The following is a 17,228-nucleotide window of genomic DNA, read 5'->3' as shown; positions in this document are numbered from 1 at the left end:
CCCAAACAACGATTTAGCCGTTCATAATGGGGAATTTCATTTCGTTGAAATTGGGGAAATTTGAATCGTTGTTGACAGCTTTTTTATTACACGAATTAAATTCGCTTTTTAAACACGATTGTTATTTATTAAGCTCATTTATTTTATTTAATAAATTCAGTATAAATAGCCAAATTACAACTAGATTTCGAGAGAATTTTAAACTTTCAAAAGTAATGAAAGAAATTCATAATCTAAGGTTTCAATCCATTGATGAACGAACGTCAAATTATTTGGAACGGGGCGGAAAATACGAGGATTTCTTTGTTCAAGGAGAAGAAATTTATACATATTCATTTTTCGGAAAAAGATGGGGTTAACCCCATCTTTTATTTATTTTCCCTTCAAACTTTTCAAATCGTACATATTGCGATTGGGTTGACCCGAGAACTTACAATGTACGTAACACAAAATTAGGCAGGGGGAAAAGTTATGGCAAGTTTACGATTACATATGGAAAATAAAAAAAGAAACCAAGAGTTAAGAAATATTTGTTTATATTCAATTGCAAAAACAGTATCACTATTCGGTAGCTCTATTTATAGTTTTGCATTAGGATTGTATGTTTTACAAATAACTGGATCTGCGTTAAATTTCGCGATTACGCTCATATTAGGAACAATTCCAATGATTGTTATGAATCCATTTGCCGGTGTAATTGCTGATAAGGTTGATAAAAAGAAACTCGTCGTTTGTATGGACGTACTAAGCGGATGCTTATTAATAACTGTTTATATATTAAGCAGCTATTATGGTTTAAACTTATTCATCGTTTATACTACTACCTTTCTTATGACAGTATTTACAACATTTTTTGGAATAGGGTTAGAGGCTGCAAAACCAAATATCGTCTCTAAAGAGAGACTAATGAGTCTTAACTCTATAAGTAAAATTATCGACTCTATATCTTTAATTCTAGGACCTATGTTAGGAGGCATTGTTTTTGCGGTCTTTGATATGAAAACTTTTATAATTATTAACGGTATTTCATTTATCCTTTCGGCTATATCCATATTGTTTATAAACTTTAAATTGTGTGAGCAATACATAAATGAGGAATGTTCAATTAGAGAAATTCATTTTATTAAAGATATAAAGGAGGGATGCTCTTACTTAATGGAGCGGGAAAGCCTAAAAAATACGTTTCGTATTTTAATTTCATTTAATTTTTTCCTTGGATTTGCTGTAACTGTTCCATTGCCATACATTATTAATACAGTTCTCAACCTTAGTTCTAAACAATTTGGTTTGATTCAAGGGACTTTCCCGATAGGTATGATAGTTGGTGCAATGTTAGTGAAAAAGATAACGAATCGTTTTTCTTATTCCTATCTATTGAAAAAAATAAGTTTTATGTTGGCAATTTTTATGATAGTTTCAGGTGCCCCAGTCCTATTCAAAAGTATTGAAGTTAATAATATTGTATTTGTTACTATGTATTGCGCTATTATGTTCTTTTTAGGGCTAATGATAGCATTAATCGATATCCCTTTAATTTATTTTATGCAAAGAGAGATTCCAGATGAATATAGGGGCAGAGTGCTTAGTATTGGATTAAGCGTAGGTAAAATGATGCAGCCGATAGCACTGGCATTATCAGGTCTATTATTAAATCATATTCCAGCCTACACACTTCCAATTGGAGGAGGGATCGTATTTCTTATTTTGAATCAGGTTTACTCAAATAAATTGAATTTAGAAATTCATTCAAAAGGGTATAGTGTTGAACGTAATTAAATAATATGGAAAAAGCGCAGGATCATCATCCTGCGCTTGTCTATCGTAATTCAGCTGTTTTTCTAATAACAATCTTATCAATATCGTCTTCTTCATCACCAATAAATAACCCGCGTTCTTTTAAGTACGCTTCAAAATATAAATCTGCTTCTGCACGTTCATCATATGGTTTTACAGATAGAACGAAACCTAATTTGTTTTGTTCCTCTAAATGAGAAGTGGAAATGTAAGCTGGTACATTGTGTCGTAAAAAGAGTTCTTTAACCGGAATAATCATATCTTTCATTAATTTCGTTAACATACCCATCTCAAACTCGAAATTAAAGCGATCTATACTACATAAATCGGCGAATACTACACCGATAAAACCTGTATTAAATACTTCTTGATATTCTACGTCTTCGTCATGATTACCGTAAAAATTCTTTTCGATTAAATAATTTACAAAATAAGCAACACCGTCACTTTGTTCAAATGGTTTCGTTGAAAGAACAAAGCCGATTTTCTTTTGTTTATGTAAATATACAAATGACATATATGCTGAAATGTTATGTTCCTTAAATAGAGAACTTGTTGCCCCAGAGAGACCATCTAATACGTGATGAACAATTTGAAGTTTTTTACGAGCGAAATAATAGGATTTCTTTTGTAACTCCAATGTATCAATAAAGACAGAGCCGATAAAGCCTGTATTTGAAATGATAGGTGTTTGCTTTTTTCTTCCTCTGCGCTTTGCTTGAGCCATTGTAAAAATCATCCCTTCATGTACAATTAAAATAAAAAGAAAAAGAACGTTTGTTCGTATATTTATATTTTACTATTAAAACGCTATAAAGTAAAGGGTTTTTGACGAAAAAAACAACAAAAAAGACACCTGCAAAAGGTGCCTTAAACGCTGTGGGGAAGAGGGTTCATCCCCACAATTTATATTATGATACAGAAACAATCTCTTCTGTATCTTCTACATCTAAATGACAGTCCATTGTACGAACATCTTGATCTTCATGACTTCCGAAATAAATAGTAATTTTCATATGTATCGCTCCTTTATTCTAGGAATACCTAAAATAATTACTAGTAATGATAATATTTATTATATACCACTTTTTTCATTCCGACAACGTTATATCATTTTTTATTCTTTAAGGGCGCAAAGAGTAATGTAAAGAGATATTTTTATAGAAATAGGTACATTTCTTATATGTTATATTTAATACTGAAGTATTCGAATACAAATTTTATAAAAGGAGCAAAATGGATGAATTTTAAACAGTTACTAATAGATAATTTTACATATAAAACTTCATATATTGCGCGGCAGGCACAGGGAATGAATGTGAAAGAAACGAAGGATTACATTGCTGTCGACTGTGGTTTACCTGCAGATACATTTAATATCATTACTTTACTAAACAATAATGTAACAGAAGGGATCGAGAAATTATATAAAGAGGTAAACAACTATAATCAAAAGAAATTTCCAATGAGTGTTTGGTTTTGGGATGATAGGTACGAGCAGACTATAAAAAGCGAATTAATAAAACTGGACTTAAAAGAAGCAGAACAAAATATTGCAATGGTCGCAGAATTAAATACAATTCATCCGACAATAAACATGCCAGAAGGTTTTACAATACAAAAAGCATCTTCACCAGAACAAATTAAAAAGTTTGGAGAAACGTTAGCTAATTTGTTTGGTTCATCAGAGGAAGGTATACATGTACAAGCATTCTACAATCAAACTGCTTCTTTCGACTTATGGAATAGTGGGAATATGAACCTATACTTAGGACTTTATAAAGATGAAGTCATATCGGTTGGTTCATTAGTATGTACAAAAGATAGTATTGGTATTTATGATATAGCAACGAAAGAAGAAATGAGAGGAAAAGGATTTGGTTCTACTATGTTTCATTACTTGCTACAAGAAGCAAAGGCATTAAACGTTGCTCAATGCGTATTACAAGCTTCACCTGATGGGATTAATATTTATAAAAAGGCCGGTTTTCAATCTGTTGGACAAATGACTGTATTTGAAAATCGACATTTATTTGAATAAATTATTCAAGCCAAATTGCTTTCATGTAGGAGTTAATAAATCATTATGAAAAAGATATATATCGTTACAATACTTTGCATCTTTATAGTAATAGGTACTTTTGTTTTTCATAAAGTAAATGAACGTAAGTACACGAAAGCTATTAATCAATCAACTCATATAAAAAACATTGCACATAGAGGAGCTTCTGCGTATGCACCAGAACATACAATAGCAGCTTATACATTAGGACAACAATTAAAAGGAGATTATATAGAAATAGATCTCCAAATGACAAAAGACGGATATTTAGTAGCTATGCATGATGAAACATTAAATCGTACTACAAATGGTACAGGACTAGTCAAGGAACATACATTAGAAGAAATAAAGCAACTAAATGCAGGCTCTACTTACAATAAAAAGTATCCAAATTTAGCAAAGAAAGAATATGAAAATGCTAAAGTTCCAACACTCGAAGAAGTAATTGAAGTGTTTGGGCATGACGCGAACTATTATATTGAAACAAAATCACCTGATGAATATCCAGAAATGGAAGAAAAGTTATTAGAAATTATTAATCACTATGAAATACAGGATAAAGTTATTATTCAATCATTTAGTGAAGAAAGTCTGCAAAAAATTCATAATTTAAATGTTAATATACCCCTGGTGCAATTATTATCCTATAAGAAGGCAGTTCAATTAACTGAATTAGAGATAAAAAAGTATAAAACATATTGCATTGGTCTTGGAATGAACTATAAATATATTGATTCAGCTTACGTAAAGAAAATAAAGAAACAAGGATTAGAAGTTCATCCATTTACTGCAGATAATGAAGCAGACATGAAAAAGTTACTATTATGGGGAGTTGACGGGATGTTTACGAATTATCCGGATCGATTACATTCATTATTAAAGTTTTAATTAAAAGAAACTGTTTTTAACGTAATAGTTTATATAGGTTTTCGAGTAATATATAATTAAATTAATCTAGTTAAACTAAAAAGGAGTGTAAGTAGGATGAATATATTAGCTGTTGTCCCACGCCTCTATGTTTCAGACTTACAAACTCATCTAGAATTTTACAAAATACTATTAAAGCAAGAAAAACCACACGAATTTCAAATGAACGGAACGCATGTGATTAGATTTACAAATTTACTTTTAATTGAAGAATTAAAAGAAACAATTAAGAATCATGTTGCTGCAACGATTGTAATTGATGATCTCAACGAAGTAAAAGAACTAATCTTAAACTATAACGGCGTAATGATTACTGAACTAATACAAGTACCCACAGGTATGAAAATGATAATTCGTCATCCAGATGGTAATATCATTGAATACATAGAGCCGACATTGAAATGAAATATGAAAAAGACGTGAAGAAGAATCCAATAAGCATATTGGATTCTTTTTTTGCTAGTTTTACGAACCGAACGCGAAAGAATACGACATTGGGTATTATTTTTCATAAGTTTAGTCAGAAAGTAACGAAAATGTAATGAATTTTAACTACGCTTTTTATATTTTTTTGATACACTGGCTACGAGAGGAATACCGATTAATGTAGGTAAAAACCAAAACCATATAGGTGGCAGTAAATTAATTATGGGAATATGAATACCGACGTTTACTAAAAGTGCGGTTACCGCACCTATATAAGAACCTAACATACCTCTAATATGGTGGTGGATCCAATTTTTCCAGCGTTTTTTTCTTGCAAGGTAGCCATAAATCGCAAAAGCATAAGAGAAAATTGCTACATAAAATAAATATGCGATTTTATCCCAGTTTATAATGGATAATATAATTGCAGTGAGGGTAATGACAACATAGGATGCATGATATATTTCGCCCCATTCCGTATGTTTCCCTTTCTTCTTTTGAGCAACCATCGCCACAATACCGGTAATTAAACATATTGTTCCAAATAAAATGTGGATGGTCAAAAGAACATTGAAAATACTCATAATAATTCCTCCTTTTTTATTTCTATAGTATTGCAGTATAGGAGAAAAGTTGAAACATATCGTTTATTCGTCTTAATATATTGAAATAAAGGTACTCTTAGAACAAATTTTCTTGAATTTAGTGAGTCACGTATTACGTGAAATGAAGGAGAGACTTCCATGTTTACATCTATTACATATTTACAATCAGGGAATGACAAGCAACAAAAGGTTTATGATGTTTTGAATAAACTAAACATCATGGAGGATTTAGCTTTATATAATCCCGTTCTTTGCGGGACTATACCTATAAGAATTGATACGCTTCAATCTGACTTAGATATAGTAATGGAAGTACATAACTTTGATGTTTTTGAACAAGAAATGAGATCTTTATATGGTTCTTATGAAGGATTCAAAATAAAAAAGAAAAAAATTAAAAATACCGAATCGATAAAGGTGAATTTTAAATTTGAAGGTTTTGATTTTGAATTATTTGCCCAGCCTAAGCCAGTGCGTAACCAAAATGCGTATAGACATATGATAGTAGAACACATGTTATTAATGCAGCATCCACATATAAGGGAAGAAATTATTCGCTTAAAAGAGAAAGGTTTAAAAACAGAGCCTGCTTTTGCTCAAGTATTAAACATTGTCGGGGATCCTTATGACGAACTTATTTTATTGGGACAGGAAATGAGATTGTGCTAAATAAGATATACAAAAACTCCTCCATAGAAAAAGATGAGTTTTTGTTATGCCATTAGCTTACGAATTAATTCACTCAACAATTTAATCCCGTTAGTGATTTGTTCAGAGGAAGCATATCCATACGATAAACGTATGTACTGATCTGATTCTTCTTCATAGATACGTCCTGGGTTTAATAGAACCCCTTTTGATAGAGCCTCTGAAAATAATTTCTTCATCGGAATGCTAGGTACTACCTTTAGCCATATAAAAAATCCACCACTAGGAATATCCCACGTTGCAACATCTGCACAATACTTATTTAAAGCCCGTATCATGATTTGTCTTCGTTCTTTTAGTTGAATTCTTACGTTTGCAACATGTTCCTCATAAAAACCTTTATTTATCCATTCGGCAGCAACCCTTTGAGATAATGAACTCGATCCATAGTCTGTTTGCATTTTTATATCTGACAATCTATCAATAACTGGTTCAGGTCCAATAATCCATCCAATTCTAAGTCCTGGGCTAAGTGTTTTAGATAGGCTACCAACATATAATACATGTCCATGTTTATCTATCGACTTTAAAGGGACTGGAGGTGGTTCATCAATCCATAACTCGCGATAAATATCATCTTCAATAATAGGTAACTGTTCCTTTTCACATATTTTTATTATTTCTTTTCTTCGCTCTTTAGACATTAATATCCCTGTTGGGTTTTGAAAACTAGGGATAGAATATAAAATGTTTTTCTTTTTACTATATTTAATGCGTTTTAATAATTCGTTAGGTAAAACACCGTGATGATCCATAGCTATACCAGATAAATTTATATTTGCTGATTGAAATACATGAAGTGTATATAAGTAAGAAGGTTGTTCAAGTAAAACAGTTGATTCTCTATGCAAAAGACCAATTGATATTAATTGCAATGCTTGTAATGCACCAGAGACGATTAATATAGAACTCGGTGACGTATGTATTCCGAATGATTTTACGTATTTACTTATTGCTTTACGTAACGGATAAAACCCTTTTTGTTCTTCGTATCCAAAATAATCTAATTCCTCACTTACTTTTTTCATAATGGACTGCATCGTTTCTAACGGAAAAAGATGAGGAGCAAGTTCGCCTTTACTAAGATGGATAAGTTTGTTATTTGCTTCTGCCTCATTTATTTCTCGTACCATTAACTTGCTTGGTTTATGAATACCGGCCTTTACATATTCACTCCAATCAGGTGGTGGATTCGTTGCTAATAATGACCATGTATTATTCGTTACAATTGTTCCTGCTCCAATTTTCCCTTGAATCAGTCCATCAGCCATAAGTTCATCTAGTGCAGTTATTACAGTGCTACGATTTACTTCAAATGATTTTGCTAACTGCCTTTGACTAGGGATCTTACTTCCAATTGGCCACTCTCCATTTTCAATTTTTTCTTTCATATAATCTACTATCTGCCGATACTTAGGCAGTTTTTTACTATTTGTCATAAATAAACTCCCCTCGTTCACTTAAAAAATGCCAAGTGGTTGGTTTTTACGATAAGTAACTGGTTGAAGACATTGTATCAACTATTAAATATGATGAAAAGAAATAATTGGTAATTCGAAAATGGTTGGTTTATTAGGGAGGGAGAGACAACATGCATAATAAAAAATGGGATTTACGCATTATATGCGCTCACGTTTTTACGATTCTTATATGGGGATCTGCTTTTCCGGCAATTCGTATGGGGCTTTCATCTTATACACCTGAGCATCTGACTTTACTACGTTTATTAATCGCTTCATTTATACTTCTGTTGTTTTCTTTTATTTACAAGTTACGAATACCGGATTTAAAGGATATCCCAGCAATTTTTATATTTGGTGCTTTAGGATTTACTTTTTATCACATCGCATTAAACTATGGTGAAAAAACAGTAAATGCTGGATCGGCAAGTTTAATCGTTTCCGTCACACCTATAGTAACGGCAATTCTTGCTTCTATTTTTTTGAACGAAAAAATGAAATTAAACGGTTGGATCGGTGGTGTAATTAGTTTTATAGGAATTGCTCTCATATCATTTAGCCAAGTAGATGCTATTCAATTAAATAGTGGGGGATTTTTTATACTATTAGCAGCGACTTCAGAAAGCTTATATTTTGTTTTCCAAACTTCTTACTTAAAAAAGTACGGCTTCTTACCATTTACGATATATACAATTTTATCTAGTACGGTATGTATGCTTATTTTCTTCCCGGGAATGTATACAGAAATACTAGCAGCTCCTCTTGAAGTGAATATGAGTGTTATATATTTAGGTTTATTTCCAACAGTACTCCCATATATCGCATTGGCTTATATCATATCTCATTCTGGTGCTGCTGAAGCAACAAGTTCTCTATATTTAACGCCAGTAACTGCATGTTTCGTTGCTTGGATATGGTTAGGAGAAGTACCGACTTTTGTTTCAATAATTGGTGGGGGGATTACTATACTTGGAATTTTGATTGTTCATATACCAGTATTAAGAAAAGAAAAACATAGGAATCTAGCAAATGATCAATCCGTATAATGTAATTCAATTATAATTTTATGATACTTTTTCATATAGTTTCTTTCTTATGTTGATAAATATAATATTTTGTATTTTAGTTAAATATTGTATGTTGCATTTTATGTAGTAAGCATTTTAAAAGGAGCTGACAACATAGAGCATTTTATGAATTTACAGGTGATAAAACTTGGCTTACTGTTATTAATAATTTGTACGATGTTTATACACAATTTAGTAATAAGTACTCTCCAAATACAGGACTTATTTCAGATTTCGTTGTAAAAAACCCACCACAACCCGCACCTAAAGACTTCTTAGATGAGTCAGAATATACAAATGCATATTATTACAATGCTAGTCGGGTACCATTGAGAATTGTAATGGACTATGCGATGTACGGCGAGAAAAGAAGTAAAGTCATTTCTGATAAAGTCTCTTCATGGATTCAAAATAAAACGAATGGAAATCCTTCTAAAATTGTGGATGGTTATCAATTAAACGGATCTAATATTGGTAGTTATTCAACTGCTGTATTTGTTTCACCGTTTATTGCTGCAAGTATAACGAGTAGCAATAATCAAAAGTGGGTAAATAGCGGTTGGGATTGGATGAAGAATAAGAGAGAAAGCTATTTTAGTGATAGTTATAATTTATTAACTATGTTATTTATTACAGGAAATTGGTGGAAACCTATACCTGATGATAAAAAAATACAAAATCAAATAAATGATGCAATTTATGAAGGATACGATAATTAATTAAATTTGAGAATGGTTACTTAAGAAAGGAATTAGCATACGCTAGTTCCTTTCTTAATATTTTGTAAAACATTATCCATTCAAAAATTCGCATAGATATACTTGCTTTTTTCATATACATAGTTATTGATGACGCTATGTTTTTGTGAGGGGAGAGTATTTCTTGGAAAAAGTATTATTTTTCGGAGACCCAGGTATTGATGACTCATTTGCCATTATGTATGGTTTACTGCATCCCGAAATTGAAATTGTCGGTATTGTAACCGGATACGGAAATGTTGAGCATATACATGCTGCACATAATGCAGCGTATATTTTACAGTTAGCAAATAGACAAGACATTCCTGTCATTAGTGGTGCAACAAAACCACTTACAGAAGAAATCACTACGTACTATCCTGAAATTCACGGAGCAGAAGGATTAGGGCCCATCCATGTTCCAGAAAATATATTATCTATTCCAATATATAATTTCGGCAGTATTGCTGCGATTCTTATAAAGTACGGAAAAGATTTAACGATTGTTGATGTAGGAAGATCTACCTCGTTAGCAATTGCTTTTAATTTATGGAATGATTTAATGCTAAATGTAAAAGGAATCTATTTCATGGGTGGTGTTTTTTTAGAAGTAGGAAACGTTACGCCATTAGCAGAGGCAAACGTGTATGGGGATCCTATAGCAAGTAAAATTGTTTTCCATCAAGCAAAGAATTTATTCATATTCCCTTTAAATGTAACAAACAAAGCTGTGTTAACACCAAATGTATTTAACTATATTCAAGCTAATACAAAGAATCCATTTCATATGATAATGAAACCAATGTATGATTACTATCTATCCGCATACAAAAAACTTAATCCATCTATGGAAGGACCTTTGCTACATGATGTGGTTGCAATAAGTGGATTAGTAAATCCAAGTTTTTTTGAATTTGTGCATCGTACAGTAAATATAGATACATACGGAGATACGAAAGGACAAACATTTGCTGATTTTCGCCATAGCTCTATATCTGAAGGAGCCCGTATAGCACTAGAAATAGATGAACAAAAATTCATTCAAGATTTTATAAAAATCATGTTATAAGTTGTTGGCGAAAAAGGGAATTATTTCACTACGTTGAATATAAACATACATCCTCTATATAAGGGAGCTTACAATATTGAATGTCCAGTTAAAGGTTGTTACGAGAGAAAATTGGGAAGAAGCATTAAAGCTACAAGTTAAAGAAAATCAGTTGAAATTTGTTCCATCCGTAGCAGTTTCGCTTGCTAAAGTATATATAAAACCAGATGGTGACAATGTAGAGTACATGCCATTTGTGATATATGATGGCGACCATATGGTTGGTTTTATTATGCATGCTGTTGTAAGAGAGACAACTGATATGTATTGGATAAACGGTTTTATTATTGATCAAATGCAGCAAGGTAAAGGTTATGGAAAAGCGGCATTACAGGAAAGTATCTATTTAATAAAAAATACATTTAAAGCGTGTAGAGAAATTAGATTAACAGTACATAAAGATAACATCTCTGCTAAGAAACTATATGAACGTTATGGTTTTCAATCATTGGGACATGATTATGATGGTGAGCAAGTATATCGCTTATTCGTTTAATTATTATGTAATAAAGGTGTGAAATGAATTATGCAATTTACTGAAGTGAAAATTGAAGTATTTATCCCTGAAGAATACATTGAAATGTTGAGGAATGAGTTAAATAAAATTGGTGCTTGTAAAACGGGAGAATATGATCATTGTCTGTCCTATAGTTCTGTGAAAGGATACTGGAGACCATTAAAAGACGCATCGCCTTTTAACGGGGAAATTGGTCAGATTTGTGAAGGCCAAGAATGTAAAATTGAAATAAAGTGCAAACGGGATCTTGTAAAGGATGCACTTGAAGTCATTAACAAAATTCATCCGTATGAAACACCTATGATTTATATTATTCCTATATTAAATGACTATTTTAATCAAATATAAAGTAAATGAATGGGAGGAATAGCAATTGAAAAATAAATTTCATCATATTGTACGAGCTGTTATGATTAAGGATGAAAAATTGTTAGTAGCTGAATATATTGGCCATCATTATTTTTTACCAGGTGGTCATGTTGAAGTTGGCGAATCAGCTGAGAATGCATTAATAAGAGAACTACAAGAAGAACTCGGAGTAAATTGTAGTATAAAACAATTTTTAGGAGTCATAGAAAACCAATGGCAAGATAAAGAAGTTCTTCACCATGAAATCAATCATATTTTTGAGATAGATTCACAAGAGTTACATATTGATTTCATACCAAAATCTAAAGAATCTCATTTAGCGTTTCACTGGATGGATTATAATCAAGATGCTTTACATACTTATAAAATCATGCCAGTACCTTCAGTTAAAGAGTTACTAGAAAGAAAATTAAGTGATGAACTACTAAACTGTTGGATTAGCAATTTTTAAACGCCTCTATCAATAGTAAATCTGTCCGCCAAAAGGAAAATAAGAAAATAGGCTAAAAAACAAGGTACATCACCTAGTGTAAGTTCATATTTTGTTGATGTACGCATTTAGTCTATAGTCTTGTTTCTACTTTATTTACAAAAATTTATTAACTTTCATATTTGGACGGAATTTACATTAATAAATGGAGGGTTTCATAATGAATCAGTTTCAACAAGAACTACAATCATTAAACCTTAATGATTTTCAAACTGGTAATGTTGTTTATTGGGATCAACAACAAAATCAATATCCGTATTATTACATCCAAGGCGATGTACGTCGTTGCGGTGGATGCGGAGGTTGTGGCGGACGCTGCGGTGGTTGTGGCGGCAGATGTGGTGGATGCGTAGGTTGTGCAGGATGTTTCGGTTGCTTTAATTGCTGGAACTGGTGGATCATTTAGGTATAGAAGATCAAAACTATTTTACATGAAAGAAAGGTGTGAAAATTATTTTGCACTTTTCTTTCATGCTGTAATTTTGTATTAGTGTTAAGGGGGATTCATTTGTATACATATGATAAGTTGATTTCTTGGGTAGAGAATATAAAAGAAAAAAATCATAGTTCTGCAGCAGCACTTTGTATTATAAAAGATAATAAAATCGTACTAGAGCATTATAGTGGTTATCACACAAATACATCTACAAACAAGAGAGTAACAGCATCTTCACAATTTAACATTGCTTCTGCTAGAAAAAGTTATTTAGGATTAATGATAGCGTATGCGCTTTACGAGGGGAAAATAAACTCTATTGATGATGAAGCGATAAAATATTTTAAAGACTTTGATCCTGTATTGCTTGGTAAAACGACGATAAGACATTTAGTAACACATTCGCACGGATTAGAAGAAACGAATGACGGGACAATTTTTCGTGAATTTGAACCGGGGCGAGGATGGGCGTATAGAGATATTAATGTAAGAATGATGACACGTCTTATTTATCAGCTATATAACAAAAGTTTTCCTGAATTGTTAAAAGAGCGTGTGTTTAAACCTGCTAACTTTCAAGAAACAGGTTGGAGAGTTCAGCAAGATGAAAATTTAGTTGAAGTCGTTAATGATCCGAATGAAGATGCAATTAGCGCAATTGGTACAGTAGATGACGGTACGGAAAAAAATCTGTTTGTTTCAGCTAGAGAATTTGCTTATTGGGGAAATCTTCATTTAAATCAAGGTGTATTAAACGGGAAACAAATTGTTCCAAAAGAAGTGATAGAAATTGCAACAAGTTTACAGAGTCCAACATTTACAAACAATGAACTACCACAAAACGGGTTATTTTGGTTCGTTCAAAATGAACCTGCACAATTAAGTGAACTTGGTGAACGCGTACCAAAAGGATCATATCAAATATTAGGAATTACGGGGCCAACTATATTAATAATACCTGAATATAATGTAGTTGTTGCAAAAATGTATAATAAAAGATATAACTACGGCGGTGATAATTATTTATATTATTTACGTGAATTCAGCAATTTAGTCGCGGATACATTTCGTAACGGTAATAGGGCATAATTACTCCTATAATGAAAAGGAGTGAGAGAAAGTGAAAGATAAAATGAATAAAAACAAAAAGCAAAACATTAAAGATGTAAATACAGAGCAAAATGCAATTTATAGCGATCCGAAAGATGCAGCTAATATGCAAACGGTACCGCAGCCGAAAGATTTTGATGAAATTGAATATTAATTTTTCGTTTATCCGACCATATGATGAATCAAAAATACATCTTAAGTCCCATCACATGATTGAAAACTTTTGGTACTCTATATACATAAGCATTTGAAAATGTCTTATCTTAACAAAGCTTTCTTTAAGTAAATCTAATATAACCTGCAAAAAGACACTTCATTATGGAGTGTCTTTTTGTGTACATGAATTCAATTTCCATTTTTCATGCAGTATCTTGCTTTTTATGATGGTTATACTAACTGTGAAAATTCATGTCACGATAAAAGAAGGGGACAGTTAGTATGAAACAAATCTCTATAAATCCGTTACTAATTGTTCTAGGTACAATCATTGTTCAAATTGGCCTTGGAACAATTTACACATGGAGTTTATTTAATCAGCCCCTTGTTAGTAAGTTTGGATGGAACCTTAATGCCGTTGCGATAACTTTCTCCATTACAAGCTTCTCTTTATCATTTTCAACATTATTTGCAGGAAAGTTACAGCAAAAATTAGGGCTTCGAAAACTCATCGCTACCGCAGGGATTGTGCTGGGACTCGGTTTAATACTTAGTTCACAAGTTTCTTCCTTACCATTACTTTATTTATTAGCTGGTGTAGTAGTTGGTTATGCAGATGGAACTGCTTATATCACATCATTATCTAATTTAATTAAATGGTTTCCAAATCGAAAAGGACTTATTTCTGGTATATCTGTTTCTGCATATGGAATGGGTAGCTTAATCTTTAGATATATAAACGGAAGTCTGATCGATAGCTTTGGTGTGTCACAAGCATTTTTATATTGGGGTATCATCGTTTTACTTTTAGTATTAATCGGATCGTTCTTCTTACATGAAGCAATAGTAAGTAATACTGTAACTGAGACATTACACAATGATTATACGCCTCGTGAAATGATGCGAACGAAACAAGTATATCTTTTGTTTTTTATGCTATTTACGTCGTGTATGGGTGGTCTATATTTAATCAGTATGGTAAAAGATATTGGGGTACAGCTTGTTGGACTTAGCGCTGCAACTGCTGCTAATGCCGTCGCAATGATTGCAATCTTTAATACAGTAGGTAGAATCATTCTTGGAACGCTATCAGATAAAATTGGCCGAATGAAAATTGTCTCTGCAACGTTTATTATTATTGGATTGTCAGTCTTTACATTAAGTTTCATTCCATTAAATTACGGGATTTATTTTGCTTGTGTAGCCAGCGTAGCCTTTTGCTTTGGTGGTAATATTACAATATTCCCAGCCATTGTTGGGGATTACTTCGGTTTAAAAAACCATAGTACAAATTACGGGATTGTATACCAAGGGTTCGGATTTGGTGCGCTTGCAGGATCATTCATCGGAGCATTATTCGGTGGATTTCAGCCGACCTTTATTATAATCGGTATTTTAAGCGTTATTTCCTTCGTTATTTCGATATTAATTCGTCCACCAAAAGCAGAGAAGAAAAAGGAAATAAAGCAGCTACATCGAAAAATAGCTTAATTCTACAAAAGGGTCCTCCTACTAGGGCTCTTTTTTCACGTTAACTTTGCTAAGAGCAGATAAATGAAATACTCAATTAACTTTTTTATATTTTAAAACGAATAAATGGTAGAATGTAACAAAGATAGAAAATTCCCATTATTAGAGGTGGACTTAGATGAAGAAAGTAAATGTTACATATGCACTTTTATACGATAAAACAAACGAAAAGATCTTAATGGTAAAAAACAAAGGGAAGAATGGTTCTTATTACACACTACCAGGTGGCGCGGTTAAATTGGGAGAAACGTTAGAAGAGGCAGTAATTAGGGAAGTGAAAGAAGAAACCGGTCTACATATAACTGTAAAGGGGATTTGTTACATTAGCGAAGCTTTTTTTGAGGAGAGAGGACACCATGCAATTTTCTTTAATTTTTTAGGTGAAATAATTGGTGGGGAGACAAATATATCAAGGCCAAAAGAAATTGAAGAGATTACTTGGATGGAATTACATAGAGCAGCACCGTATTTGCGTATACCAGAACATTTACTAGACATTTTACAAAAGAAAGAAACAGTACCTTACATTTTTAATGGAACAATCATTCATCAAGCAACATAAAAATATCATTACATATAAGGCGGGGGAAAAATGGAGTTTATCGTTAATCATAAACATTTCACTCAAGCACTTTCAGAAGTAAGTAAAGCAATATCTACCAAAGCTATAATTCCTATACTATCCGGTATAAAAATAACTGCAAATCAATCTGGAATTACTTTAATCGCAAGTAATTCAAATATTTTCATCGAAAAATTCATCCCTAGTTCCATGGATGACGAACAAATTACGACTACCTTACAAGCAGGGACAATTGTTGTACCTGCAAAATACTTCATTGAAATTATAAAGAAAATGCCAAGCGATATAGTAATAAAAAGTAAGAATGAGCAAACAATTACCATACAATCAGAAGAAATCACATTAAACTTAAATGGCTTTCCAGCGAGTGAATTTCCTAACGTACCACAAATAGAGGATCATGCAGAAATACAAATAGAAACAAAACAATTGATTGATGCGTTTAAACAAACAGTCTTTGCAGTAGCGAAAAATGAATCTAGACCCGTTCTTACCGGAGTGCATATCGAGTTAGACTACAATAAATTAATATGCGCTGCAACTGACTCTCATAGACTAGCTATACGTGAAACACAAATTTCTACTAATATGAAAGCGAATTGTATTGTACCAAGTGCAACCATTAATGAACTTTTAAAATTAATGAACAGCAATTTAGAATTCGTTTCTATTTATCTATCAGAAAGCCACATTATTTTTACATTCGGCACAACTACTTTATATTCAAGACTAATCGAAGGGAAATATCCTAATATATCTAGTTTAATTCCAAATAAATTTCAAACAGTCATTAACGTAGATAGACAAAGAATGTTACAAGGTGTAGATCGATCAAGTTTATTAGCAAGTGAATGGGCAAATAACAATGTTAACTTAGAAATCGTAAACGAATCTACAATTAAAGTTTCTTCTAATGCTTCTCAGATTGGAAAAATATATGAAACACAACAAGTAGATGCAATTCACGGTGAAAAACAATTACATATATCTTTCGATGGACGATTTATGTTGGATGCTTTAAGGGCAATAAAAGAAAAAACGGTTACTTTAAGTTTCAGCGGTTCTATGAGACCGATATTAATTGAAGCAGGGACACAATCTGCAGCAATCCATCTTATATCCCCAGTAAGAGCTTATTAAAAA

At 32.2% G+C, this 17,228-nt stretch carries 19 protein-coding genes and 2 pseudogenes; 18 read left to right on the top strand and 3 right to left on the bottom strand.

Annotated elements, in window-relative coordinates:
• Nucleotides 1-80: 80 nt before the first annotated feature.
• Nucleotides 81-359: pseudogene (locus tag PDQ68_RS22635) on the top strand (methyltransferase); the annotation flags it as partial.
• Nucleotides 360-471: 112 nt separating this feature from the next.
• Complete coding sequence (locus PDQ68_RS22630) at nt 472-1,776, top strand: MFS transporter (RefSeq protein WP_016717604.1); 1,305 nt, start codon at nt 472-474, stop codon at nt 1,774-1,776.
• Between the two features lie 40 nt (nt 1,777-1,816).
• Here the strand turns inward: PDQ68_RS22630 and PDQ68_RS22625 are convergent, their stop codons facing one another.
• Nucleotides 1,817-2,533 (bottom strand): hypothetical protein, encoded by a 717-nt coding sequence (locus PDQ68_RS22625; protein ID WP_153016908.1) that lies wholly within the window; start codon nt 2,531-2,533, stop codon nt 1,817-1,819.
• Between the two features lie 501 nt (nt 2,534-3,034).
• Here PDQ68_RS22625 and PDQ68_RS22620 point away from each other — a divergent pair.
• The 3 genes from PDQ68_RS22620 to PDQ68_RS22610 all read left to right on the top strand — a co-directional run bounded on the left by PDQ68_RS22620 (nt 3,035) and on the right by PDQ68_RS22610 (nt 5,188).
• Nucleotides 3,035-3,835, top strand: a complete 801-nt coding sequence (locus tag PDQ68_RS22620; RefSeq protein ID WP_001009763.1) for a GNAT family N-acetyltransferase — start codon at nt 3,035-3,037, stop codon at nt 3,833-3,835.
• A gap of 45 nt (nt 3,836-3,880) precedes the next feature.
• A complete protein-coding gene (locus PDQ68_RS22615; RefSeq protein WP_016717605.1) occupies nt 3,881-4,744 on the top strand; it encodes a glycerophosphodiester phosphodiesterase in 864 nt (287 codons plus the stop codon).
• Between the two features lie 96 nt (nt 4,745-4,840).
• The gene (locus PDQ68_RS22610) at nt 4,841-5,188 is read left to right on the top strand and encodes a VOC family protein (protein WP_061182340.1); all 348 of its coding nucleotides are present in this window, start codon (nt 4,841-4,843) and stop codon (nt 5,186-5,188) included.
• 143 nt (nt 5,189-5,331) lie between these two features.
• Here the strand turns inward: PDQ68_RS22610 and PDQ68_RS22605 are convergent, their stop codons facing one another.
• On the bottom strand, nt 5,332-5,793 hold the full coding sequence (locus tag PDQ68_RS22605) for a DUF2306 domain-containing protein (protein WP_000021776.1): 462 nt from the start codon (nt 5,791-5,793) through the stop codon (nt 5,332-5,334).
• Between the two features lie 159 nt (nt 5,794-5,952).
• Here PDQ68_RS22605 and PDQ68_RS22600 point away from each other — a divergent pair, with 159 nt between their 5' ends.
• Complete coding sequence (locus PDQ68_RS22600; protein ID WP_061182341.1) at nt 5,953-6,483, top strand: DUF4269 domain-containing protein; 531 nt, start codon at nt 5,953-5,955, stop codon at nt 6,481-6,483.
• Between the two features lie 44 nt (nt 6,484-6,527).
• Here the strand turns inward: PDQ68_RS22600 and norG are convergent, their stop codons facing one another.
• Nucleotides 6,528-7,961, bottom strand: a complete 1,434-nt coding sequence (gene norG / locus PDQ68_RS22595) for an efflux pump transcription regulator NorG (RefSeq protein ID WP_016717606.1) — start codon at nt 7,959-7,961, stop codon at nt 6,528-6,530.
• A 152-nt stretch (nt 7,962-8,113) separates the two neighbouring features.
• On the opposite strand from norG, the gene PDQ68_RS22590 reads away from it, so the two are divergent.
• The 12 genes and pseudogenes from PDQ68_RS22590 to dnaN all read left to right on the top strand — a co-directional run bounded on the left by PDQ68_RS22590 (nt 8,114) and on the right by dnaN (nt 17,225).
• Nucleotides 8,114-9,028: a DMT family transporter gene (locus PDQ68_RS22590; RefSeq protein WP_061182342.1), complete on the top strand. Its 915-nt coding sequence runs from the start codon at nt 8,114-8,116 to the stop codon at nt 9,026-9,028.
• Nucleotides 9,029-9,165: 137 nt separating this feature from the next.
• Nucleotides 9,166-9,768 (top strand): annotated as a pseudogene (locus PDQ68_RS22585) (glycosyl hydrolase family 8); the annotation flags it as partial.
• A gap of 163 nt (nt 9,769-9,931) precedes the next feature.
• Nucleotides 9,932-10,855 (top strand): nucleoside hydrolase, encoded by a 924-nt coding sequence (locus tag PDQ68_RS22580; protein WP_016717609.1) that lies wholly within the window; start codon nt 9,932-9,934, stop codon nt 10,853-10,855.
• Nucleotides 10,856-10,931: 76 nt separating this feature from the next.
• Nucleotides 10,932-11,390, top strand: coding sequence for a GNAT family N-acetyltransferase (locus tag PDQ68_RS22575; RefSeq protein ID WP_016717610.1), 459 nt, complete (start codon nt 10,932-10,934; stop codon nt 11,388-11,390).
• A gap of 30 nt (nt 11,391-11,420) precedes the next feature.
• Nucleotides 11,421-11,759, top strand: coding sequence for a divalent cation tolerance protein CutA (cutA, locus tag PDQ68_RS22570; RefSeq protein WP_016717611.1), 339 nt, complete (start codon nt 11,421-11,423; stop codon nt 11,757-11,759).
• 25 nt (nt 11,760-11,784) lie between these two features.
• Nucleotides 11,785-12,231, top strand: coding sequence for an NUDIX domain-containing protein (locus PDQ68_RS22565; RefSeq protein ID WP_061182479.1), 447 nt, complete (start codon nt 11,785-11,787; stop codon nt 12,229-12,231).
• A gap of 199 nt (nt 12,232-12,430) precedes the next feature.
• Nucleotides 12,431-12,676 carry a heterocycloanthracin/sonorensin family bacteriocin gene (locus PDQ68_RS22560; protein ID WP_001071372.1) on the top strand — a complete coding sequence of 82 codons (246 nt, stop codon included), beginning with the start codon at nt 12,431-12,433 and terminating at the stop codon, nt 12,674-12,676.
• A gap of 102 nt (nt 12,677-12,778) precedes the next feature.
• Nucleotides 12,779-13,795, top strand: a complete 1,017-nt coding sequence (locus PDQ68_RS22555) for a serine hydrolase domain-containing protein (protein WP_061182478.1) — start codon at nt 12,779-12,781, stop codon at nt 13,793-13,795.
• Between the two features lie 31 nt (nt 13,796-13,826).
• A complete protein-coding gene (locus PDQ68_RS22550; protein WP_000653369.1) occupies nt 13,827-13,970 on the top strand; it encodes a hypothetical protein in 144 nt (47 codons plus the stop codon).
• Between the two features lie 284 nt (nt 13,971-14,254).
• A complete protein-coding gene (locus PDQ68_RS22545) occupies nt 14,255-15,463 on the top strand; it encodes an L-lactate MFS transporter (protein WP_061182477.1) in 1,209 nt (402 codons plus the stop codon).
• 157 nt (nt 15,464-15,620) lie between these two features.
• Nucleotides 15,621-16,064, top strand: coding sequence for an NUDIX hydrolase (locus tag PDQ68_RS22540; protein ID WP_016717616.1), 444 nt, complete (start codon nt 15,621-15,623; stop codon nt 16,062-16,064).
• Between the two features lie 30 nt (nt 16,065-16,094).
• Complete coding sequence (gene dnaN / locus PDQ68_RS22535; RefSeq protein ID WP_061182476.1) at nt 16,095-17,225, top strand: DNA polymerase III subunit beta; 1,131 nt, start codon at nt 16,095-16,097, stop codon at nt 17,223-17,225.
• The last annotated feature ends 3 nt before the right edge of the window (nt 17,226-17,228 follow it).

Source organism: Bacillus cereus group sp. Bc010, from assembly GCF_027716745.1.
GTDB lineage: Bacteria > Bacillota > Bacilli > Bacillales > Bacillaceae_G > Bacillus_A > Bacillus_A pacificus.
This window is presented reverse-complemented; position numbering and strand designations above follow the sequence as displayed.